Source organism: Mesorhizobium caraganae (genome assembly GCF_016836705.1).
Lineage (GTDB): Bacteria > Pseudomonadota > Alphaproteobacteria > Rhizobiales > Rhizobiaceae > Mesorhizobium > Mesorhizobium caraganae.
Genome location: NZ_JAFCGY010000027.1, coordinates 20,610 through 37,977, shown reverse-complemented (window position 1 = coordinate 37,977; position 17,368 = coordinate 20,610). Strand labels below are relative to the sequence as shown.

15 protein-coding genes and 1 pseudogene are annotated in these 17,368 nt (G+C 62.3%); 3 read left to right on the top strand and 13 right to left on the bottom strand.

Going from position 1 to position 17,368, the window contains the following annotated elements:
- The first annotated feature begins 120 nt into the window (after window positions 1-120).
- A complete protein-coding gene (locus JQK88_RS28420) occupies window positions 121-576 on the top strand; it encodes a hypothetical protein (RefSeq protein ID WP_203280167.1) in 456 nt (151 codons plus the stop codon).
- 300 nt (window positions 577-876) lie between these two features.
- Here JQK88_RS28420 and ftsH read toward each other — a convergent pair whose 3' ends face one another.
- The 10 genes from ftsH to ybgC all read right to left on the bottom strand — a co-directional run bounded on the left by ftsH (window position 877) and on the right by ybgC (window position 11,501).
- Window positions 877-2,802: an ATP-dependent zinc metalloprotease FtsH gene (gene ftsH, locus JQK88_RS28415; protein ID WP_203280166.1), complete on the bottom strand. Its 1,926-nt coding sequence runs from the start codon at window positions 2,800-2,802 to the stop codon at window positions 877-879.
- Window positions 2,803-2,923: 121 nt separating this feature from the next.
- The gene (tilS, locus tag JQK88_RS28410) at window positions 2,924-4,306 is read right to left on the bottom strand and encodes a tRNA lysidine(34) synthetase TilS (protein ID WP_203280165.1); all 1,383 of its coding nucleotides are present in this window, start codon (window positions 4,304-4,306) and stop codon (window positions 2,924-2,926) included.
- Window positions 4,307-4,358: 52 nt separating this feature from the next.
- On the bottom strand, window positions 4,359-5,441 hold the full coding sequence (gene ybgF / locus JQK88_RS28405) for a tol-pal system protein YbgF (RefSeq protein WP_203280164.1): 1,083 nt from the start codon (window positions 5,439-5,441) through the stop codon (window positions 4,359-4,361).
- Window positions 5,442-5,708: 267 nt separating this feature from the next.
- Window positions 5,709-6,215 (bottom strand): peptidoglycan-associated lipoprotein Pal, encoded by a 507-nt coding sequence (gene pal / locus JQK88_RS28400; RefSeq protein ID WP_112559660.1) that lies wholly within the window; start codon window positions 6,213-6,215, stop codon window positions 5,709-5,711.
- Window positions 6,216-6,619: 404 nt separating this feature from the next.
- Window positions 6,620-6,997, bottom strand: a complete 378-nt coding sequence (locus tag JQK88_RS28390) for a four helix bundle protein (RefSeq protein WP_192258708.1) — start codon at window positions 6,995-6,997, stop codon at window positions 6,620-6,622.
- Between the two features lie 36 nt (window positions 6,998-7,033).
- Window positions 7,034-8,338, bottom strand: a complete 1,305-nt coding sequence (gene tolB / locus JQK88_RS28385) for a Tol-Pal system beta propeller repeat protein TolB (RefSeq protein ID WP_112559662.1) — start codon at window positions 8,336-8,338, stop codon at window positions 7,034-7,036.
- A gap of 40 nt (window positions 8,339-8,378) precedes the next feature.
- Window positions 8,379-9,536 (bottom strand): cell envelope integrity protein TolA, encoded by a 1,158-nt coding sequence (gene tolA, locus JQK88_RS28380; RefSeq protein WP_203280163.1) that lies wholly within the window; start codon window positions 9,534-9,536, stop codon window positions 8,379-8,381.
- 7 nt (window positions 9,537-9,543) lie between these two features.
- Window positions 9,544-9,996: a protein TolR gene (tolR, locus tag JQK88_RS28375; RefSeq protein WP_181057782.1), complete on the bottom strand. Its 453-nt coding sequence runs from the start codon at window positions 9,994-9,996 to the stop codon at window positions 9,544-9,546.
- Window positions 9,997-10,007: 11 nt separating this feature from the next.
- The gene (gene tolQ / locus JQK88_RS28370) at window positions 10,008-10,718 is read right to left on the bottom strand and encodes a protein TolQ (protein WP_142869706.1); all 711 of its coding nucleotides are present in this window, start codon (window positions 10,716-10,718) and stop codon (window positions 10,008-10,010) included.
- 312 nt (window positions 10,719-11,030) lie between these two features.
- Window positions 11,031-11,501 carry a tol-pal system-associated acyl-CoA thioesterase gene (gene ybgC, locus JQK88_RS28365; RefSeq protein WP_203280162.1) on the bottom strand — a complete coding sequence of 157 codons (471 nt, stop codon included), beginning with the start codon at window positions 11,499-11,501 and terminating at the stop codon, window positions 11,031-11,033.
- Between the two features lie 65 nt (window positions 11,502-11,566).
- Here ybgC and JQK88_RS28360 point away from each other — a divergent pair, with 65 nt between their 5' ends.
- A complete protein-coding gene (locus tag JQK88_RS28360; protein WP_203280161.1) occupies window positions 11,567-12,817 on the top strand; it encodes a glycoside hydrolase family 5 protein in 1,251 nt (416 codons plus the stop codon).
- 144 nt (window positions 12,818-12,961) lie between these two features.
- On the opposite strand, the gene JQK88_RS28355 is transcribed toward JQK88_RS28360, so the two are convergent.
- Window positions 12,962-14,671: an adenylate/guanylate cyclase domain-containing protein gene (locus JQK88_RS28355; protein WP_312037340.1), complete on the bottom strand. Its 1,710-nt coding sequence runs from the start codon at window positions 14,669-14,671 to the stop codon at window positions 12,962-12,964.
- Between the two features lie 358 nt (window positions 14,672-15,029).
- Here JQK88_RS28355 and JQK88_RS28350 point away from each other — a divergent pair.
- Window positions 15,030-15,151 (top strand): annotated as a pseudogene (locus tag JQK88_RS28350) (transposase); the annotation flags it as partial.
- 110 nt (window positions 15,152-15,261) lie between these two features.
- Here the strand turns inward: JQK88_RS28350 and JQK88_RS28345 are convergent.
- Together JQK88_RS28345 and ruvB are read right to left on the bottom strand one after the other, a co-directional pair.
- Window positions 15,262-16,170, bottom strand: coding sequence for a metallophosphoesterase (locus JQK88_RS28345; protein ID WP_203280160.1), 909 nt, complete (start codon window positions 16,168-16,170; stop codon window positions 15,262-15,264).
- Window positions 16,171-16,306: 136 nt separating this feature from the next.
- Window positions 16,307-17,344 (bottom strand): Holliday junction branch migration DNA helicase RuvB, encoded by a 1,038-nt coding sequence (gene ruvB / locus JQK88_RS28340; RefSeq protein ID WP_112559820.1) that lies wholly within the window; start codon window positions 17,342-17,344, stop codon window positions 16,307-16,309.
- Window positions 17,345-17,368 lie beyond the last annotated feature (24 nt).

Sequence of the window (17,368 nt, the reverse complement as noted above, 5' to 3'; positions counted from 1 at the left end):
TATTCGCCGACACTGCCCACCGCCAGACTTATGGGTGGTTCGCAAAGATTCCAATTGAACATATGCGGAACAAACAGTATACAAAAAGACATCAAGATTTTTGTCAACCAGGAGGGTCTTATGTCCAGATTGAAATTGGTGGGATTGGCTGCGACGGCGGCATTGGTTGCTTGGAGCGTGGCCCCTGCAACCGCGCTGACGATGAAAGAATGCGGCGAGGCCTATCGCACAGCCAAGGAAGGCGGCACTCTGAACGGCATGGATTGGACCGCTTTCCGCACGGAGAAGTGCGCGACGTCCGCTGCGGAGAGTGCCAGCGCGGATACGGTCAAAACCGAGCCGCAGCCGAAGAAGGAAACCAGCGCAGCGGTCGCCCCCGCTGTAGCGCCGGCGGGCGTGACATTCCCGACCACCCTCGCCGCCGAGTTCAAGACCGAAAAGCCCGCGAAGGCGCGGATGAAGACCTGCCTGCAGGGTTACCACGGCAACAAGGACGCAGGTACGTTGAAAGGCCTTCGCTGGATCCAGAAGGGCGGCGGCTATTACAGCCTCTGCAACGCCAAGCTGAAGAGCTGATCGGCCAGCAGCGTTTGAAGATCGAAAAGCCCGCCAACCTCATGGTTGGCGGGCTTTTTGTTGAGGTCTTGCCAGCCTCAGCGCCTTGTTTCGAGAGCCGCAGGAGCGCGACTAGGCTTGAAAGATCGGCATTGGCCTGGCCGGCAGCCACCCCGCGCTTCATCAGGCTTTGCATCGGCAGGACGAGTTCGGCGCTGACATCAGCCGACCTGCTGGCGTCGATCAGATTGACATAGGCATCAGCCTGCAAAACGCCGCGGATTGAAGCCGCGGCGTTTTCTTGGATCGAGTGATTTCAGCTCAGCTAGACGGCTGAGGCTCCATGCCGCCTTCGGGCTCTGGGCCCTTCTTGCGGCGGCCGGACTTCGGCACCGCTGAACCACGGCTTGGCGGTGTGTCGTCGCCGAGGTCGCGTGCGGGCTTCTGGCCGGCGATCAACTGCTTGATCTCCTCGCCCGAAAGCGTCTCGTATTCGAGCAGGCCCTGTGCCAGCGCAATCCATTCCTTCTTCTTCTTGGTCAGGATGGACTTGGCCGAGACATAGGCCTCGTCGATCAGCCGGCGCACTTCGGCGTCGATGATCTGCGCGGTCTCTTCCGAGATATTCTGCGTGCGCGCTACCGAATGGCCGAGGAAAACCTCTTCCTGGTTGTCGCCATAGGCGACATGGCCGAGCTTGTCCGAGAAGCCCCAGCGCGTAACCATGGCGCGCGCCAGCTTGGTCGCCTGCTCGATGTCGGAGGAAGCGCCCGAAGTGATGTTCTCCTTGCCGAACTTGAACTCCTCGGCGACGCGGCCACCCATCATAATGGCAAGCCGCGAGACCATGTACTTGTAGCTCATCGAATAGCGGTCGCCTTCCGGCAGCTGCATGACCATGCCGAGCGCACGGCCGCGCGGGATGATGGTCGCCTTGTGCAGCGGATCGGCGGACGGCACGTTGAGCGCCAGGATGGCGTGACCGGCCTCGTGGTAAGCGGTGAGCTCCTTCTCGGCCTGGGTCATGGCCGACGAGCGGCGCTCGGCGCCCATCATGATCTTGTCCTTGGCGTCCTCGAATTCGGCCATGGTGACGAGGCGCTTGTTGCGGCGCGCCGCCATCAGAGCGGATTCGTTGACCAGGTTCATCAGATCGGCGCCGGAAAAGCCCGGCGTGCCACGCGCGACCACCTTGAGGTCGACATTGGGCGCCAGCGGCACGTTGCGCACATGCACCTTGAGGATCTTCTCGCGGCCGACGATGTCGGGGTTCGGCACCACCACCTGGCGGTCGAAGCGGCCCGGACGCAACAGGGCCGGATCGAGCACGTCGGGCCTGTTGGTGGCGGCGATCAGGATGATGCTCTCGTTGGACTCGAAACCGTCCATCTCGACCAGCAGCTGGTTCAGCGTCTGCTCGCGCTCGTCATTGCCGCCGCCAAGGCCGGCGCCGCGATGGCGGCCGACGGCGTCGATTTCGTCGATGAAGATGATGCAGGGCGCGTTCTTCTTGGCTTGGTCGAACATATCGCGGACACGGGACGCGCCGACGCCGACGAACATCTCGACGAAGTCCGAACCCGAAATGGTGAAGAAGGGCACATTGGCTTCACCAGCAACCGAACGGGCGAGCAGCGTCTTGCCGGTGCCGGGAGGACCGACGAGCAGCACGCCGCGCGGAATCTTGCCGCCCAGGCGCTGGAACTTCTGCGGATCGCGCAGGAACTCGACGATCTCTTCCAGATCTTCCTTGGCCTCGTCGACGCCGGCGACATCCTGGAAGGTGACACGGCCATGCGCCTCGGTCAGAAGCTTGGCCTTCGACTTGCCGAAGCCCATGGCGCGCCCGGAGCCGGATTGCATCTGGCGCATGAAGAATATCCACACGCCGAGGATCAGGATCATCGGCAGGTAGGAGATGAGATAGCTGAACAGCGAGGTGGAACCGTCCGATTCAGGACGCGCATTGATGACGACGTTCTTGTCCTGAAGCCGCGAGACCAGCTGCGGATCGCCGGGCGAATAGGTCTGAAAGCCATTCGCGTTGTCGGTGTAGGTGCCCATGATGCGGTCGCCGGCGATGGTCACCATCTTGACCCGGCCGGCCGCAACCTCTTGCAGGAACTGCGAGTAGGGAACGTCTTGCGAGGCTCCGCGCGTCTGCGGCGTCTGGAACAGATTGAAGAGAGCGATGAGCAGGACCGCTATGATCGCCCAGAGCGCGAGGTTGCGATAATTCGGATTCATCAATTGTCCCGTTGGTACCCTGTGGGGCACGCGTATGAGAGGAAACTTGGGCCTAACATAGGGAGAGCGCCTCCCCTTGCCAAGCATAACAGCACGTCCGGGTTAAGCTTTCGCGCCACCATCAACCGGCACTGTGGCGGCTGGAAGGCAAGGCCGGGACCGGCGGCGCGCCGGTCAGTTCGGCGACGGCCCCGGCCAGCGCCAGATCGAAGCTGGGCAGGAAGCGTGCAAAAGGCGCGACGGCCGGGCTGAGGGCGATTGCCGGCGCCGTCGTTACATCGCCCGCAAAACCAAGGCATTCGCCGCCGCGCCACAGCGCCGGTTCCGCAGCCAAGCCGGCACGGACAAGGCTTGCTGGCGCGCCATTCCCGGCAGTCCGCTTGGCGGCGGCGGCCGCGCCGAGCGGCGCGATCAACAATGCGCCAGAACTGTCGCCCAATGTGATCGCCTCTGCGTCGGTGATCCGCCTGCGACCGTCCCAGAGTCCGACCGCCAACGGTGTGGCAGCAGGCAGGTCGCGCAATTCACGGTACAGGAAGATGCCGGTGCGCCTGGTATCGACGACCGTCCGCGACAATGTGGCGCAAAGCGGCCCGGCCTGCATTTGCTCGAACAGCGCTTCACTACGCGCCTGGTCCGGCAACAGGGCGACGCCGCCGGTCGCCGCCAGCAGGACACGCAGCCCATAGACCGCGGCTTGCGTGTCGTCTGCGTTGGCGAAACCGGGTTCGAGGCGGATGAGACCCGGTGCCGGCTGGCTCGCAAATTCCCGGATCAGCGCGGCGGCGCGGCGTCCGAGTTGCTCGCGCTCGCTGGCCGCCCGTCCAGCAAGGCTGATCGCCTCGGCAAAACGCTGCCCGCCCCGGTCTTCGCCGAGCACGGCGCGAATGCGCGGCCGTTCGAAATGCGCATCCGTGTTGGTCGGGTCCTCCGTCCAGCCGACATTTTCGCGCCGCAGGAAGGCCCGCAATGCCGCGCGCCGTACGCCGAGCAGCGGCCGCGTGATCCAGATCCGCCAGTCATAGAGGGTGGCCGGCGCCATGCCGGCGAGCCCGCGGCCTGCCATTTCACCAAGCTCCTGGCCATCATTCCGCGCGGCTCGCATCAGCACGGTCTCGGCCTGGTCGTCCGCGGTGTGGCCGGTCGCGATCACACCGATGCCCTGCGCCTGCGCGGCCTCGGCCAGCAGCCGGTAGCGTGCCTCGCGCGCCGCCGCGGGCAGGCCGGTCGACGGCTTGTCGCCGGACCAGCTAAGTATGCGGTGCGCGATACCGCGCTCGGCACAGAGTTTGGCAACGGCGCGTGCTTCCGCCGCCGCTTCCGGACGCAAACCGTGGTCGATCGTCACCGCCAGCAGCCTGGCTGTCGGGGCACTGCGGTCGAGGTGAGCTTTGAGGAGAAGAAGGAGGGCGGTCGAGTCGCTGCCGCCGGACACGGCCGCAACAGCGCCGTTGGAAAAGTCCATCGTTGAAAAGTTCGAAAGGTCAGGCTCGGTATCGAGCATCAATGCATGTCGCCCAAAACTGGTCCCCGGACGCCGACATGCAAGGGGAAGACTAGCACGCCGCCAGCGCCCTTTCCTGTTTGACGCGTTCCTTGAGCGCGGCCGAAATATCGGGATAGCGCTTGCCGATCTCACCGAAGGTCGCGCAAGCGACATCCTTCTGCTTGAGCCCGACCAGCGACACGCCGAGCTTCAACAGCATGTCGGGCGCCTTCTTGGCCTTTGGATAGTCCTTGCTGGCGGAGAGGAAAACCTCGGCCGCGTCATGATACTTCTGCTGGCCAAGCAGGGATTCGCCCAGCCAGTAATGCGCGTCCGCTGCCTTGGCGTCCTTGGGGAAGCGGGCGATATGGTCGCGAAAACCCTGCTCGGCGGTGCTGTAATCGCCCGACAGGATGAACTGGTAGGAGTTGCGGTAGATCTCTTCCGGGTTGTTCGTGGCAGGCAGCGCCGCCACCACCGTGCCGTCGGATTTGCCGGTCTTGGGACCGGTCGCCGGCGCCTCGGCGGGCGGAGCCGCACCTTCCGCCGGCGCGGTCGCCTGCGTGTTGCCGCCGGCGTCGACCACATTGCCGTTCTTGTCGACAGTGATGGTGCCGAACGTCTTCGGCGGGGTGCCGGTGATCACCTTGCCGGGATCGCCGGTCTGCGATTCGACGATGACCTCGCCGACGCTCTGGCCGCCATCCGGTTGTGCACCCGACTCGGCCGGCGTCTGCGTTGCCGGAGCCTCAGCGACGCTGTTGTTGGTATCGCCATCCTGCGGCGCGGCCTCTGATTTCTTCTGCGCCGGCGGCTGTCCGCTGGAGCCGCCTTCCAGCTGCTGGAAGCGGAACTCGTTGTCTTCCTGCTGCTTGCGCATCTGCTCCTGCATCTGCAGGACCTGGAAGTTGAGTTCCTCGATCTTGCCGTTCATCTGGCGCAGCTGTTCTTCGAGGCTGGCGGCGGTGGTGCCGTCCTGCTGCTGCGCGATCTGTTGCTGCTCCGGCTTCTCCTTCTTGCCGAAAATGCCGAGCGTCGGCAGATGGAAGGAAAAGCCGCTATCCGCGGGTTGTCCGGTGCCGCTTGCCGCAGCGGCGAAGCCTGATACGAGCAGCAGCGCAAGCGTGCCGCTCAAGACCGATCTGAAATGCATGTGCCTCTCGCCGTGTAATTCGTGAGTCTGTTCGCGCCTTCCAATCACAGGAACCAGCCAGACGCCCTCGGCTCTTAGCAGGAGGCGAGACTTCGGCCAAATTTTGTTTCCCAATTTTGTTTCCGGGACTGGAACTGAAAAAGGCGGCCAATGGCCGCCTTTCGCATGGAGGTGTTGCAATTTTGCGACACAAGCAATTCCAGGAAAAGTGTGAAACGGTTTTCCGTCCGGAATTGCGTCAGGATAGGCGCGCCGCCGTCTTGCCTATCAGGATCCGGCACCGGAGAGCGTGGTGACCGCGCGGCGATTCTGCGACCAGCAGGAGATGTCGTCGCAAACCGCGACCGGACGTTCCTTACCGTAGGAAATCGTCTTCAGGCGGCTTGCCGAAACGCCCCTGGCGACCAGGAAGTCGCGGGTGGCGGCGGCGCGGCGGGCGCCGAGCGCCAGATTGTATTCGCGCGTGCCGCGCTCATCGGCGTGGCCTTCGACGACGATGGCATACTGCTTGTACTGGTTGAGCCACTGCGCCTGGCGCGACAGCGTCGTCTGCGCATCGGCGCGGATCGAGGACGAATCCGTATCGAAGAAGATGCGGTCGCCAATGTTGACCGTGAAGTCCTGCGCTGAGCCGGGCGTTGCGGCGCCCGCGCCATTGAGACCGAGGTCGGCGGCGCTGTTCGGGGTCTTCTTCGAGGCGCAACCGGTGATGGCGAGCATCGCGATCAGCGCAATCATCGCCGGGTTTCTGGTAAGTGCTGCGATACGGCCCATGCCGCCTCTCCTTCGTATTCGAGTGATTTCGTTGATCACCCAGTAACCACGTTTGGGTTAACCGGCATTCAAGAAACACGGTTAAAATTTGGTTTCAGCCGCCCGTCCGCAGCCGAAATAACCTGATGCCACAATGGTCGCGGACCGTAGGCGGAAATGCGGCCAAAAGGCGACTTCGGCGTGAAAAATTGGAATTGGAAAACTGAAGAATTGAGGAACTGGAGGAAAAAGGTCACCTCAGCAACCCTCTGAGATTCACCAGCATTCCCCTATATCTGGCTGTAAGACAGCTGCCACTCGTCGAACTGCGCCTGCGTGATGTATCCGAGATCGAATGCATAAGAGATCCAGGTTTTGACTTCGCTGCGCGATGGGAATCGAAGAACTCAAGAATTGAAGAAGGCTCACGTCAGCCTCTCCCTCAAATTCACCAGCATTCCATAGATGTGGACATATGATTGCAGCCATTCGTCGCGCTGCGCTTGTGCGATGTAGCCAAGATCGAACGCATAGGAAATCCACGTTTCTAGCTCACTACATGATCCCATCGCCATCGAAATGAACCGCGCGAATTCGGGCCTGGAATGTGTCTGCTTAGCAAAGCCCTCTGCTAAATTGGCGCAGATGGCCTTGCTGGATCGACGCATTTGGTCGGCCAGTGCGTATTGCTCGATTTTCGGAAAAACCAGCGTCGCCCTGTGAACGTCGAGGGAAACCGCGTAAGCGCGCTTATAGACTTCCAAGTCCTTCGCGCGCTTGATGAAGCTTCCCTCTTTCTCCATTCTTAGTTCTTCAATTCCTCAATTCCTCAATTCCGCTCACTCCAGCAGCGGCGACCAGGCCGGATCGGAAGCGAAATTCGCCGTCGGGATCGACTGTTCGTTCCGGCCGGTAAGGTCGACGGAAACCAGTTTTGGGCCACCGGCGGAGTCGCGGAAGAACATCAGCACGCGGCCGTTGGGCGCCCAGGTCGGCCCTTCCTGCTGGAAGCCGGACGACAGGATGCGCTCGCCAGAGCCGTCGGTCTTCATGACGCCGATCTGGAATTCGCCGCCCGTCTGCTTGGTGAAGGCGACGAGATCGCCGCGCGGCGACCACACCGGCGTCGAATAGACGCCGTCGCCGAACGAAATGCGGGTCTGGCCCGAACCGTCGGCGCCCATCACATAGATCTGCGCGCGGCCGCCACGGTCGGAGGTGAACACAACCTTGCTGCCGTCGGGCGAATAGGACGGCGAGGTGTCGATGGCGGTCGAGTTGGTCAGCCGGGTCGTTGAGCGGCTGCGCAGATCCATGGCGAAGATGTTGGAATTGCCGTCATCGCGCAGCAGGCTCATGATCACCTTCTGGCCGTCCGGCGAAAAGCGCGGCGCAAAGGTCATGCCGGGGAAATTGCCGACCAGTTCGCGCTGCCCGGTCTCGATCTGCAGCAGATAGACCCGCGGCTGGCCGCTTTCGTACGACATATAAGTGATTTCCTGCCGGTTCGGCGAGAAACGCGGTGTCAGCACGATCGATTTGCCGTCCGAGAGATAGCGGACGTTGGCGCCGTCCTGGTCCATGATGGCGAGCCGCTTCTTGCGCGCATTCTTGGCGCCGGATTCGTCGATGAAGACGACGCGGGTATCGAAATAGCCTTTCTCTCCGGTCAGCCTCTCATAGATCGCGTCGGCGATGATGTGAGCGACGCGCCTAGTGTTGGCGTCGTTGGCGAAGAACTGCTCGCCGGACATCTGCTGGCCGGCAAAAGTGTCCCACAACCGGTACTGGGCGCGGATGCGGCCGTCCGCCTCCTTGCCGACGCTGCCGGTTACCAGTGCCTGCGCGTTGATCACCTTCCAGTCGTCGAAGCGCGGCTGCGCATCCGGATTGGCGATCTTCTCGATGAAGGCGCTCTTGTCTATCGGTGCGAACAGACCGGAGCGTTTCAGATCGGCGCTGACGATATCGGAGATCTGGGCGCCAATCTCACCTTGAAAATCGGTGATCGCGATCGGCAACGGCTCGACATTGCCCTTGTTGACGTTGATCTCGACGAGTGCTCGCGCCGGCAAGGTGGCAACGGCAGTCATGCCCAGCGCCATGGCTGCAATCGTCAGGAGCGGCTTGAGGATGGATTTCATGTCGTCTCGCTTCTCTTAACTGATTTTGTGGACGCCAGACTTAAAGCCCAAGCATCTCTCTGGGATCGAAAGTGACCCGAACCTGGGCCCAGATATCCTGCTTGCCGGCAGGAACCTGCAGGCCGGCCATGTTGCATTTCTGGACGGCACGCACCGCACTCTCGTCAAACTGCTGGTTTCCGCTCGATTTCTCGACGGTCGGCCGGCCATCGAGCTTGCCGGAGGCGTCGAGGTTGAACAGGACCACGGCGACGAAGTTTTCCGAACCCTCGAGCCCCACGGGAAGGGTCCAGCAACCGCCGAGCTGATCCGACAAAGCGCCCATTTCGCTTTGCGACAGCTTCTGGCCCTGGGTCTTGTCGGCGCCGAGCGACGCCTGCTGCGTCGAGCGCTTGGCGCCGCCGCCGGATGGCTTCTGCTTGTCGAGGAGAGCTGAAATCTCGTCAGCGTTGAACTGCTTGTCCTCGGACTTCGGCTTGGACGAAGCTTCCTTGACCGGCTTGTCGGCATCCTTGCGATCCGGCGCCTTGGCGCTTTCAGCCTGCGCCGGCTGCAGCTTCGGCCGCGCTTCGGGCGCGGGTGCGGAATTCGGCAGCTGCGCCTCCTCCGGAGGCTGCTGTTCCGATATGGCCTCGGCGACCGCGTCGGGCTTGACCTCGGGCTTCGGCTCGATGGCGGCGGTCGTATCCGGCTGTGGCGCCGGCGCCGGCTCCTTGGCCGGGGTGGGCTTCGGTTCCGTCTGCTTGACCGGCTCGGGCTTGACCTCTTCCTTCGGCTGCGGCACCGGCGCCACTTCCGTCGCTGGAGTCGGCTTCGGCTCTTCCTTCGGCTTCGGCGCGTCCTCGGTCTTAGGCTTCTCTTTCGGTGTCGGCGCCGGCGGCGGGGCCGACGCCAGCTCCACCGGCTTCGGCTTGGCCTCGTCCGTCACCGGTTTGTCGGTGTCGACGCTGTTCTCACCAATCTTCTGTGCCTCTGGCACGATATCGGGCCGCTTGGTCGGGGTCGGCGCCGGCTTTTCGCGCATCACTGCTTTCTTGTCGCCCTGCAGCGTCTGCGCGACGGCCTCCACCGGCACGATTGCGACCGAGACCGATTCAGCATCGGACGCGGGCATGGCAGGCGGCGACGACAGCGTGAACAGCCCAAAGGCCAACGCTACCGTGTGCAAGATCACCGATGTGGTGAGGCCGGTCCGCATCTTGGCGCTACTGTTCCTGTTCCTGGAGCGAGACGAGGCCGATGTTCTTGTAACCAGCGGCCGAAATGCGGGCCATCACCTTCATGGCGGTGCCGTAGTCGGTCGACTTGTCGCCGCGGATGAAAATGCGCTCTTCATAGCCGGTCTTGGAGATCGCCTGCAGCTTGGCCACCAGTTCTTCGATCGGGATTTCGGTCTCTTGCAGATAAATCTGGCCGGCAGCGTTGATCGAGACAGTGATCGGTTGCGTGTCGGCGTTCATCGCCTTGGCCTGCGTGTCCGGCAGGTCGATCGGCACGCCGACCGTCAGCAAGGGTGCCGCGACCATGAAGATGATCAACAGCACCAGCATCACGTCGACCATCGGCGTGACGTTGATTTCCGATATCAGCGCGTGATGGCGGCCGCGCCGCCTGTGGCCGCGCCCGCCGCGTCCCGAGATGCCTACGGACATACCCATCTTGCTGCTCCTCAGGCCTTCGGTGCGACTTTTTCATCGATTTGGCGCGAGAGTATGGCGGAGAACTCGTCCGAGAACCCTTCCATGCGCACCGCGATCTTGTTCGCGTCCGATGACAGCTTGTTGTAGGCGATGACAGCCGGGATGGCGGCGAGCAGGCCGATGGCCGTTGCCAGCAGCGCCTCGGCGATGCCGGGCGCCACCACCGAAAGGCTGGTGTTCTTGGAAGCGGCAATGGCCTGGAACGAGGTCATGATGCCGATGACGGTGCCGAACAGGCCGATGAAGGGTGCGGCCGAACCGGTGGTGGCGAGGAAGCCGAGCCGTCCCTCCAGCCGCTCCATCTCGCGCGTCAGCGCCAGGTCCATCGCCTTGTCGATACGGGTCTGCAGGCCGAGCGGCGATTTGGCGCCTTTCTCGAAGCTTTTCTTCCATTCGCGCATGGCTGCGACGAAGATCGCGCCCATGCCGGTGGTCTTGCGGTCCGCGAGCGTGCGGTAGAGCTCCTCCAGCGACTGTCCCGACCAGAACACCTGTTCGAAGCGGTTGAGCGACAGCCGCATGCGGGCATAGCTGACCAGCTTGTCGACGATGATCGCCCAGGTCCAGATCGAAGCGCAGAGCAGCCCGATCATCACCAGCTTGACCACCCAGCCGGCCTGCATGAACAGCGCCCAAATCGACAAATGCGCTGCCGGGTCGGCGAGTGCGATATTTTCCATCGTTTAAGTCCTTAAGATTTTCCGGGCATCGCTGGCGGCTGGCCCATGGGCATCCCTTGTGGTCCGTTCGCGCTAGGCTTGCGGATTACCCCAAAATGCACCGTTAGCGGCCTTTTCAGGGCAAATATTGGTGAAAGGAAGGCGCACGGATTCTTCCAATCTTCACCAATCTCTTCATGGACCGTTATGGTTAAGGATGGGTTAGGAAATATGGCGCGGCGCATTGCCGCGCCCCGGGACGACGGCAGGCATGTTGTCCCATCAAAATGCGCCGCCGATCAGCCGCTCGTTGCAGGCTGGCAGGCCCTGGTATCAACTTGCTCTCGGTATGAAGGCCGCGATCCATTCCTTGGGAAAGCGTTTCGGCCGGCCGTTCTCACCGATGATCGCCGCCTGGACCTTCGCCTCGACTAACACCTCGGCGCGGCGCTTCAATTGCTGTGCCATGACGATGCGGGCGCCGGAAATCTCTTCGGTGCGAGTGTCGATGGTCAGGATATCGTCCATGCGGGCGGGCGAACGAAAATCGATCTCCATGCGCCGCACCACCCAGACGATCCTTTCACCGTGCTTGCCTTGGTGAAGTTCGGTGTGATGGACGCCGGCGAGCCTTAGATAGTCCGAGCGGCCGCGCTCGAAGAATTCGAGATAGCGCGCGTGATAGACGACGCCGGAGAAATCGGTGTCGGCATAATAGACCCGTGCCATCAGCCGATGGCCGAAATCCGTCAGAGCGCCGGATAGCCCGGCAGTGAGTGCCGCCGATTCACCATGATCGTCCATCGCGCTTTCCTTTTTGCCCCCGGCGGGGCACCTGTCCTGCCAAAATCACCAGCGCAGCAAATCGGATGGCACTGTTGACGGCGATGATCAAGACCTTGATGGCGGCGCTGCTTGTGCTGGCGGCGTCCGCTCTGCCCGGCCACGCCGCGAGCTTTTCGATGAAGCGCGGCCTCAACCTCGACCAGTGGACGACCTGGGTCGGGGAAGACAAATGGAACGATCCCAAGGCCATCCTGCCCTATCCGGAATGGCGCAAGTTCCTCAACGAGGAAGACCTCAAGGCGCTGAAGGCCGCCGGCTTCGACTTCCTGCGCATGCCGGTCGACCCCTCGCCGTTTATGTCGGACCAGACGCTGGCGCTGCGCGACGACCTTTATGCCAGCGTGCGGGACTCGGCCCGCATGATCAACCGCGCCGGCCTGAAAGTGATCGTCGACATGCACCTCATCCCCGCCGGGGGCGGCCGCGAGATCGGCATGGGCCAGGTGATGGACGATCCCGCCACGTTCGACGCCTATGTCGAGGTCATCCGCAAAATGGCGCGCTCGCTTGCCACTGAGGACCCGACGCAGGTCGCTTTCGAGCCGATGAACGAGCCGATCGTCGATTGCGACAGCGACGGCACCAGCCTCTGGCCCGAGCGCCAGCAGAAATTGTTCGCGGCCGCGCGCGCCTCGGCCACCAGGCTGACGCTTATCCTCACCGGCGCATGCTATTCCAATGCGGCCTCACTGGTCAGGATCGACCCGAAGACGATTCCCGACGACAACATCATCTGGACCTTCCACTCCTACGATCCGTTCCTGCTCACCCATCAGGGCGCGACCTGGGCCGGCGATTTCATTCCCTATGTCACCGGCCTGCCCTACCCGCTGACCGCGGTGCCGCGCGCCGAGCTCGATGCAAAACTGGACGCGATCCGCGCCAAGATGAAGGCTGAGGCGCCGTGGACCAGGCGAAGCGGCCTGCTCGCCTATCTCGACGAGCAGGTGGCGAGCATGGACACGGACGAAAAGCTGCTCGGCGTCATGGATGCGCCGTTCGAAAAGGTCGAGGCCTGGGCCAAGGCCAACAGCATCAAGCCGGAAAACATCACGCTGGGCGAATTCGGCATGATCCGCCAGGAGTATGGCAACCCCTATGTCATGCCGCCGCAATACCGCGCCGCCTATGTCAAGGACATGATAGCGCGCGCCGAGGCGCATGGCTTCTCATGGTCGGTGTGGAGTTTTGGTGGCGCCTTCGGCATCGTCGACGCTTTCAACGGCGACAAGGCCGAGCCTGCCGTGATGGATGCGATCCGGTCGCTGCCTTAGGCCGTGAATTCATAAATCGGCCGCGCTGACGGCTCAGGAGGGTCCCCGATACCTTGGTAGCGATCAAATTCGGCATCGCAGCGAAATGATGCGATGGGATGCGGCATGGCCGGCCACATCGGCAGCGAGGTTGGCGGATCCTGATTATTCGGGAAGACCTGAAGCGCGCATTGCTTCGATAAGAGGTGCTGCGAGTACCGGCACGCAACCGATGGCGGAGCACTGGCCATTGCTGCTGAAGTTGGGTTGAAGTTGTATCACGCGCCCGGCAGCCGCGCTCGCATCTTCCATTCGTCCGAGTTTAGCAAGCGCCGCTGCCAGAAACATGTGCGAGACGCTGAAACCTGGTTTGCTACGAATGGCCCGTTGCGCTGCCGCCGCAGCATCTTCATAGCGCCCGCGAAGAAAATGACCCATGCAAATGCCATGCAGCGCCGCCGTAATCCACGGATCGAGTGGACTAAGGCGGATACCCCGCTCGCCCCATTCGATGGCACGCTCGGCTTCCCCTCCCCAGCCCAAAATCAACGCGCCCCACGAATATGCCCACGCTGCCGACGGGGAGATTGCAAGAGCGGCCTCGAACGTTTCCTGAGCCAAGATACGGTTATGTTCGACAAGACCGATAGCGATTGCGGCATAGACAAGTGCTGGGGCATCGTCGGGGCCAAGCGCCACTGCAGTATGTGCGTGCTGTATCGCAGCTGTGCGATTGTCTTCACGCCTTCCCGCTCGGAGATATAGTATTTCATTGCAAAACGCCGTCTGGCCGTGCGCGAGCGCGTAGTTCGGCTCAAGTAAAAGTGCGCGCTCAAGGAGTGGCACTGCCTGCGACGCGCCCTCCGGCATCCCAGTATCCACCAGAGGCGTCGCACGTAACACGAGGTCGTAGGCGTCGAGATTTTCAGGCCGTTTGCGCTTCGCCCGTTCAATTTCGGCTTGGCGCAGGCTGGGCTCGATCGCGGCGACAGTGCTCAAAGTAATTTCATCCTGCAAAGCAAAGATGTCGTCGACAGCGCGGTCGTAGCGATCTGCCCAAATATGGGCCCTGGTCTCCGCGTCAATGAGCTGGGCTGTGATCCGTACTCGGTCGGTTGCCCTTCGCACGCTGCCTTCCAACACGTAACGAACCCCTAGTTCCCGTCCAACCTGCCTGATGTCAACGGACCGCCCCTTATACGTGAAGGTCGAATTGCGGGCGATCACGAACAGCCATTTGAAACGGCACAGCGCAGTGATGATGTCTTCCACCATGCCATCAGCGAAGTACTCTTGCTCCGGGTCACCGGACATGTTCTGAAACGGCAGAACCGCGATTGAAGGTTTGTCGGGTAATGGCAGCGGTCGATTGCTATCCGAAATCGTTGCCTTTGGCGGGTTACCAAGTTTGACGCCATATAGTCGAACCACTCTATCAATGTTCTTCAGCGATCGTTCGCCTAGATCATCGAACTCGAATTTCGTTTTTCCCCTGACTTGTTCGAACGCACTTCCCGACAAACACACGCCGCCCGGCGCGCATTCGTTCTCAACGCGTGCGGCCACATTCACGCCGTCACCAAAGATGTCGTTTTCGTCCCTGATAATGTCGCCGATGTTGATGCCAATGCGAAAGGCAATCTGTCCTTCCCGCCCGGCCATCTTCTCTTGAACAGCCATGGCGCAAGTCACCGCGTCCACAGCGCTAGCGAATTCGACCAAGAGGCCATCGCCAGTTGTCTTAACGATCCTGCCCTTGTGCTCCGCAATGGCTGGATCAACGATTTCGCGGCGGATGGCTTTAAGGGCTTCGAGCGTGCCGACTTCGTCAGCGCCCATTAACCGCGAATAACCGGCAACATCCGCTACCAACACCCGCCGCTAACCGTCTCTCAACGCGCGCCGTAACCACCGCCACCCCCTGCTAGTTTGGACTGAATATAGCAGGATGAACCTCCGGAGGGAGACTTGGAACCCCGACAATAATCCACCACCACCGCAGCACTCCAATCCGCCATCGTCACCCGGACGAAGAGTCGGGGTCTGGACACCGCGCCAGGGCCGCTTTGGGTCATACGCGACAGGGCCGGACCACCAGCAAGTCCGGCGATGTCCGTTATGCTGAAGGGAAGCGGAAGTAAATTCAGAGCATTAGTAGGACCGCGACCAACCATTGCGGGTTGGTGGCACTGTCCTAGATGTGATTCAAGCTCCGAAACCGGAGCCTCGAATCATGCGCGACGAACTCAGCGACTACGAATGGACCGCTATCGAACCGATGCTGCCGAACAAACGCGTGGGGTTCGGCGTCTAAACGACCGTTGCGTGCTCAATGGCATCTTCTGGGTCCTCCGTCGCAACCCGAGATGACAAACTCGCGGCTAACTATCTGGCGTTCGTCAAACTCGCATCAATCCGAATTTGGCTGCGTGCTAATGAGTCCACGCCCTAGTCAGGGGCGAGGCCTATGTGGAACCAAGATCGATCTGCAGGATCTCCGGGCGCATGCCGAACCGCACCGGTGCGATGCTGAAGCCGAGTCCACCCGACACAATCAGGTTGCGGTCATTCTCGACGACATGCCCATAGGCGAAACGATTGCCGAAGCGGGACGGCACCACCGGCGAATAGCCGAACAGCCGGACCTGTCCGCCATGGGTGTGGCCTGACAGCGTCAGCGAAACCCGCCCCGGCACTTTCGGAAAAATGTCGGGCTCGTGGGCGAGCAGGATGATGGGCGCCTGGTCGCTGACCTTCGCCAGCGTGCCGTCGAGATCGTCCAGGCCCTTGACGTGACTGCGGCCCCAGGCCCGGCCGGGGAGCAACGCCAACTGATCGGCAAGACCGGCGAGCCAGAAGCCGTGCCCGTCCTTTTCCAGGCGTACGACATCGTTTTCCAGCACCGGAATGCCGACGGTCTCCAGCGCCTTGCGTGAAATCGTCGGTCCGGCGCCAACCCTTTGCGCGGTACGGTCTTCCCACCAGTCATGGTTGCCGAGGATCGACCAGACGCCGAGCGGCGCCTTGAGGCCGGAAAGTGCCGGCGCCCATTCCGAGGCATCCACCCAGCCCGTCACTATTCGAGTGCCAGCCGGATAGTCGCCAAGCATGGGGATCACATCCGGCTTGAGCGCATTCGCCTCAGCCGCAAGCGAAGCGATCCGCTCCGGCGTCATCCAGGGGTGGCATGCATGGATGTCGGAAAGCACGACGGCGCGCAGCTTCAGCCCTGCTGGCCAATGCGGCGGCGTCAGCTGATAGCGCTTCACATGCGTCAACAGCATCGGCTCGATACCAACCGCATAGGCACTGAGCGAAGCCAGCGAGAGGAACGAACCGCCGACGAATTTCAGGAACCCGCGTCTGGTGATCACTTTCCTGGCTCCGACGCCTGATCGGAGCGGTCCGCGCCGACATTGAGACGCACGATAAAATCCAGGAATGCGCCTTCACGCTGGCGGGCTTGAGGAGATTCTGCGCAGACAATCCGTTCCGGAGGACAAATCTCCGTTACTCCTCCTGGAACAGGTTGATCTGCTGCTGCGCCAGGTCCTTCGGCGCGTCGAGGCCGAGATGGCGCCAGGCATTGGCGGTCAGCACGCGGCCGCGCGGCGTGCGCTGGATGAAACCCTGCTGGATCAGATAGGGCTCGATAATGTCCTCGATAGCATCGCGCGGCTCGGACAGGCCGGCGGCGATGGTCTCGATACCGACCGGCCCGCCGCCGAAATTGCGGGCAATCATCGAGAGATAGCGGCGGTCGAGCGCGTCGAGACCGAGCGCGTCGACCTCCAGGCGGGTGAGGGCTTCATCGGCAATCTGCCTGTCGACATGGCCGTCGCCGGCAACGGAGGCGAAATCGCGCACCCGGCGCAGCAGCCGGCCGGCGATGCGCGGCGTGCCGCGGGCGCGGCGCGCGATCTCCAGCGCACCGTCGTCGCCGAGCGGCATTTGCAGGATGCGGGCGCCGCGGCGCACGATCTGCTCCAGTTCCTCGACGGAATAGAAATTGAGCCGGACCGGAATGCCGAAACGGTCGCGCAGCGGATTGGTCAAAAGCCCAAGCCGCGTCGTGGCGGCGACCAGAGTGAAGCGGGCGAGATCGATCTTGACCGAGCGCGCCGCCGGGCCTTCGCCGATGATCAGGTCGAGCTGGAAATCCTCCATCGCCGGATAGAGGATTTCCTCAACGGCCGGGTTCAGCCGGTGGATCTCATCGATGAACAGCACATCGCGGTCTTCGAGATTGGTGAGCAGCGCCGCGAGGTCACCGGCCTTGGCGATCACTGGCCCCGAGGTCGAACGGAAATTGACGCCGAGCTCGCGCGCCATGATCTGCGCCAGCGTCGTCTTGCCAAGTCCCGGCGGCCCGACGAACAGCACATGGTCGAGCGCCTCGCTGCGGCCCTTGGCGGCCTCGATGAACACTTTGAGATTGGCCCTGACCGCCGCCTGGCCGACGAAATCGGCAAGCGTCTGCGGCCGCAAAGTCTGCTCGGCATCCTCGCCGCGCTTTTCCGGGGCAATGAGGCGAGGGGAAAGGCTCATGCTGCCTTCCTCGCACAGGGTAAA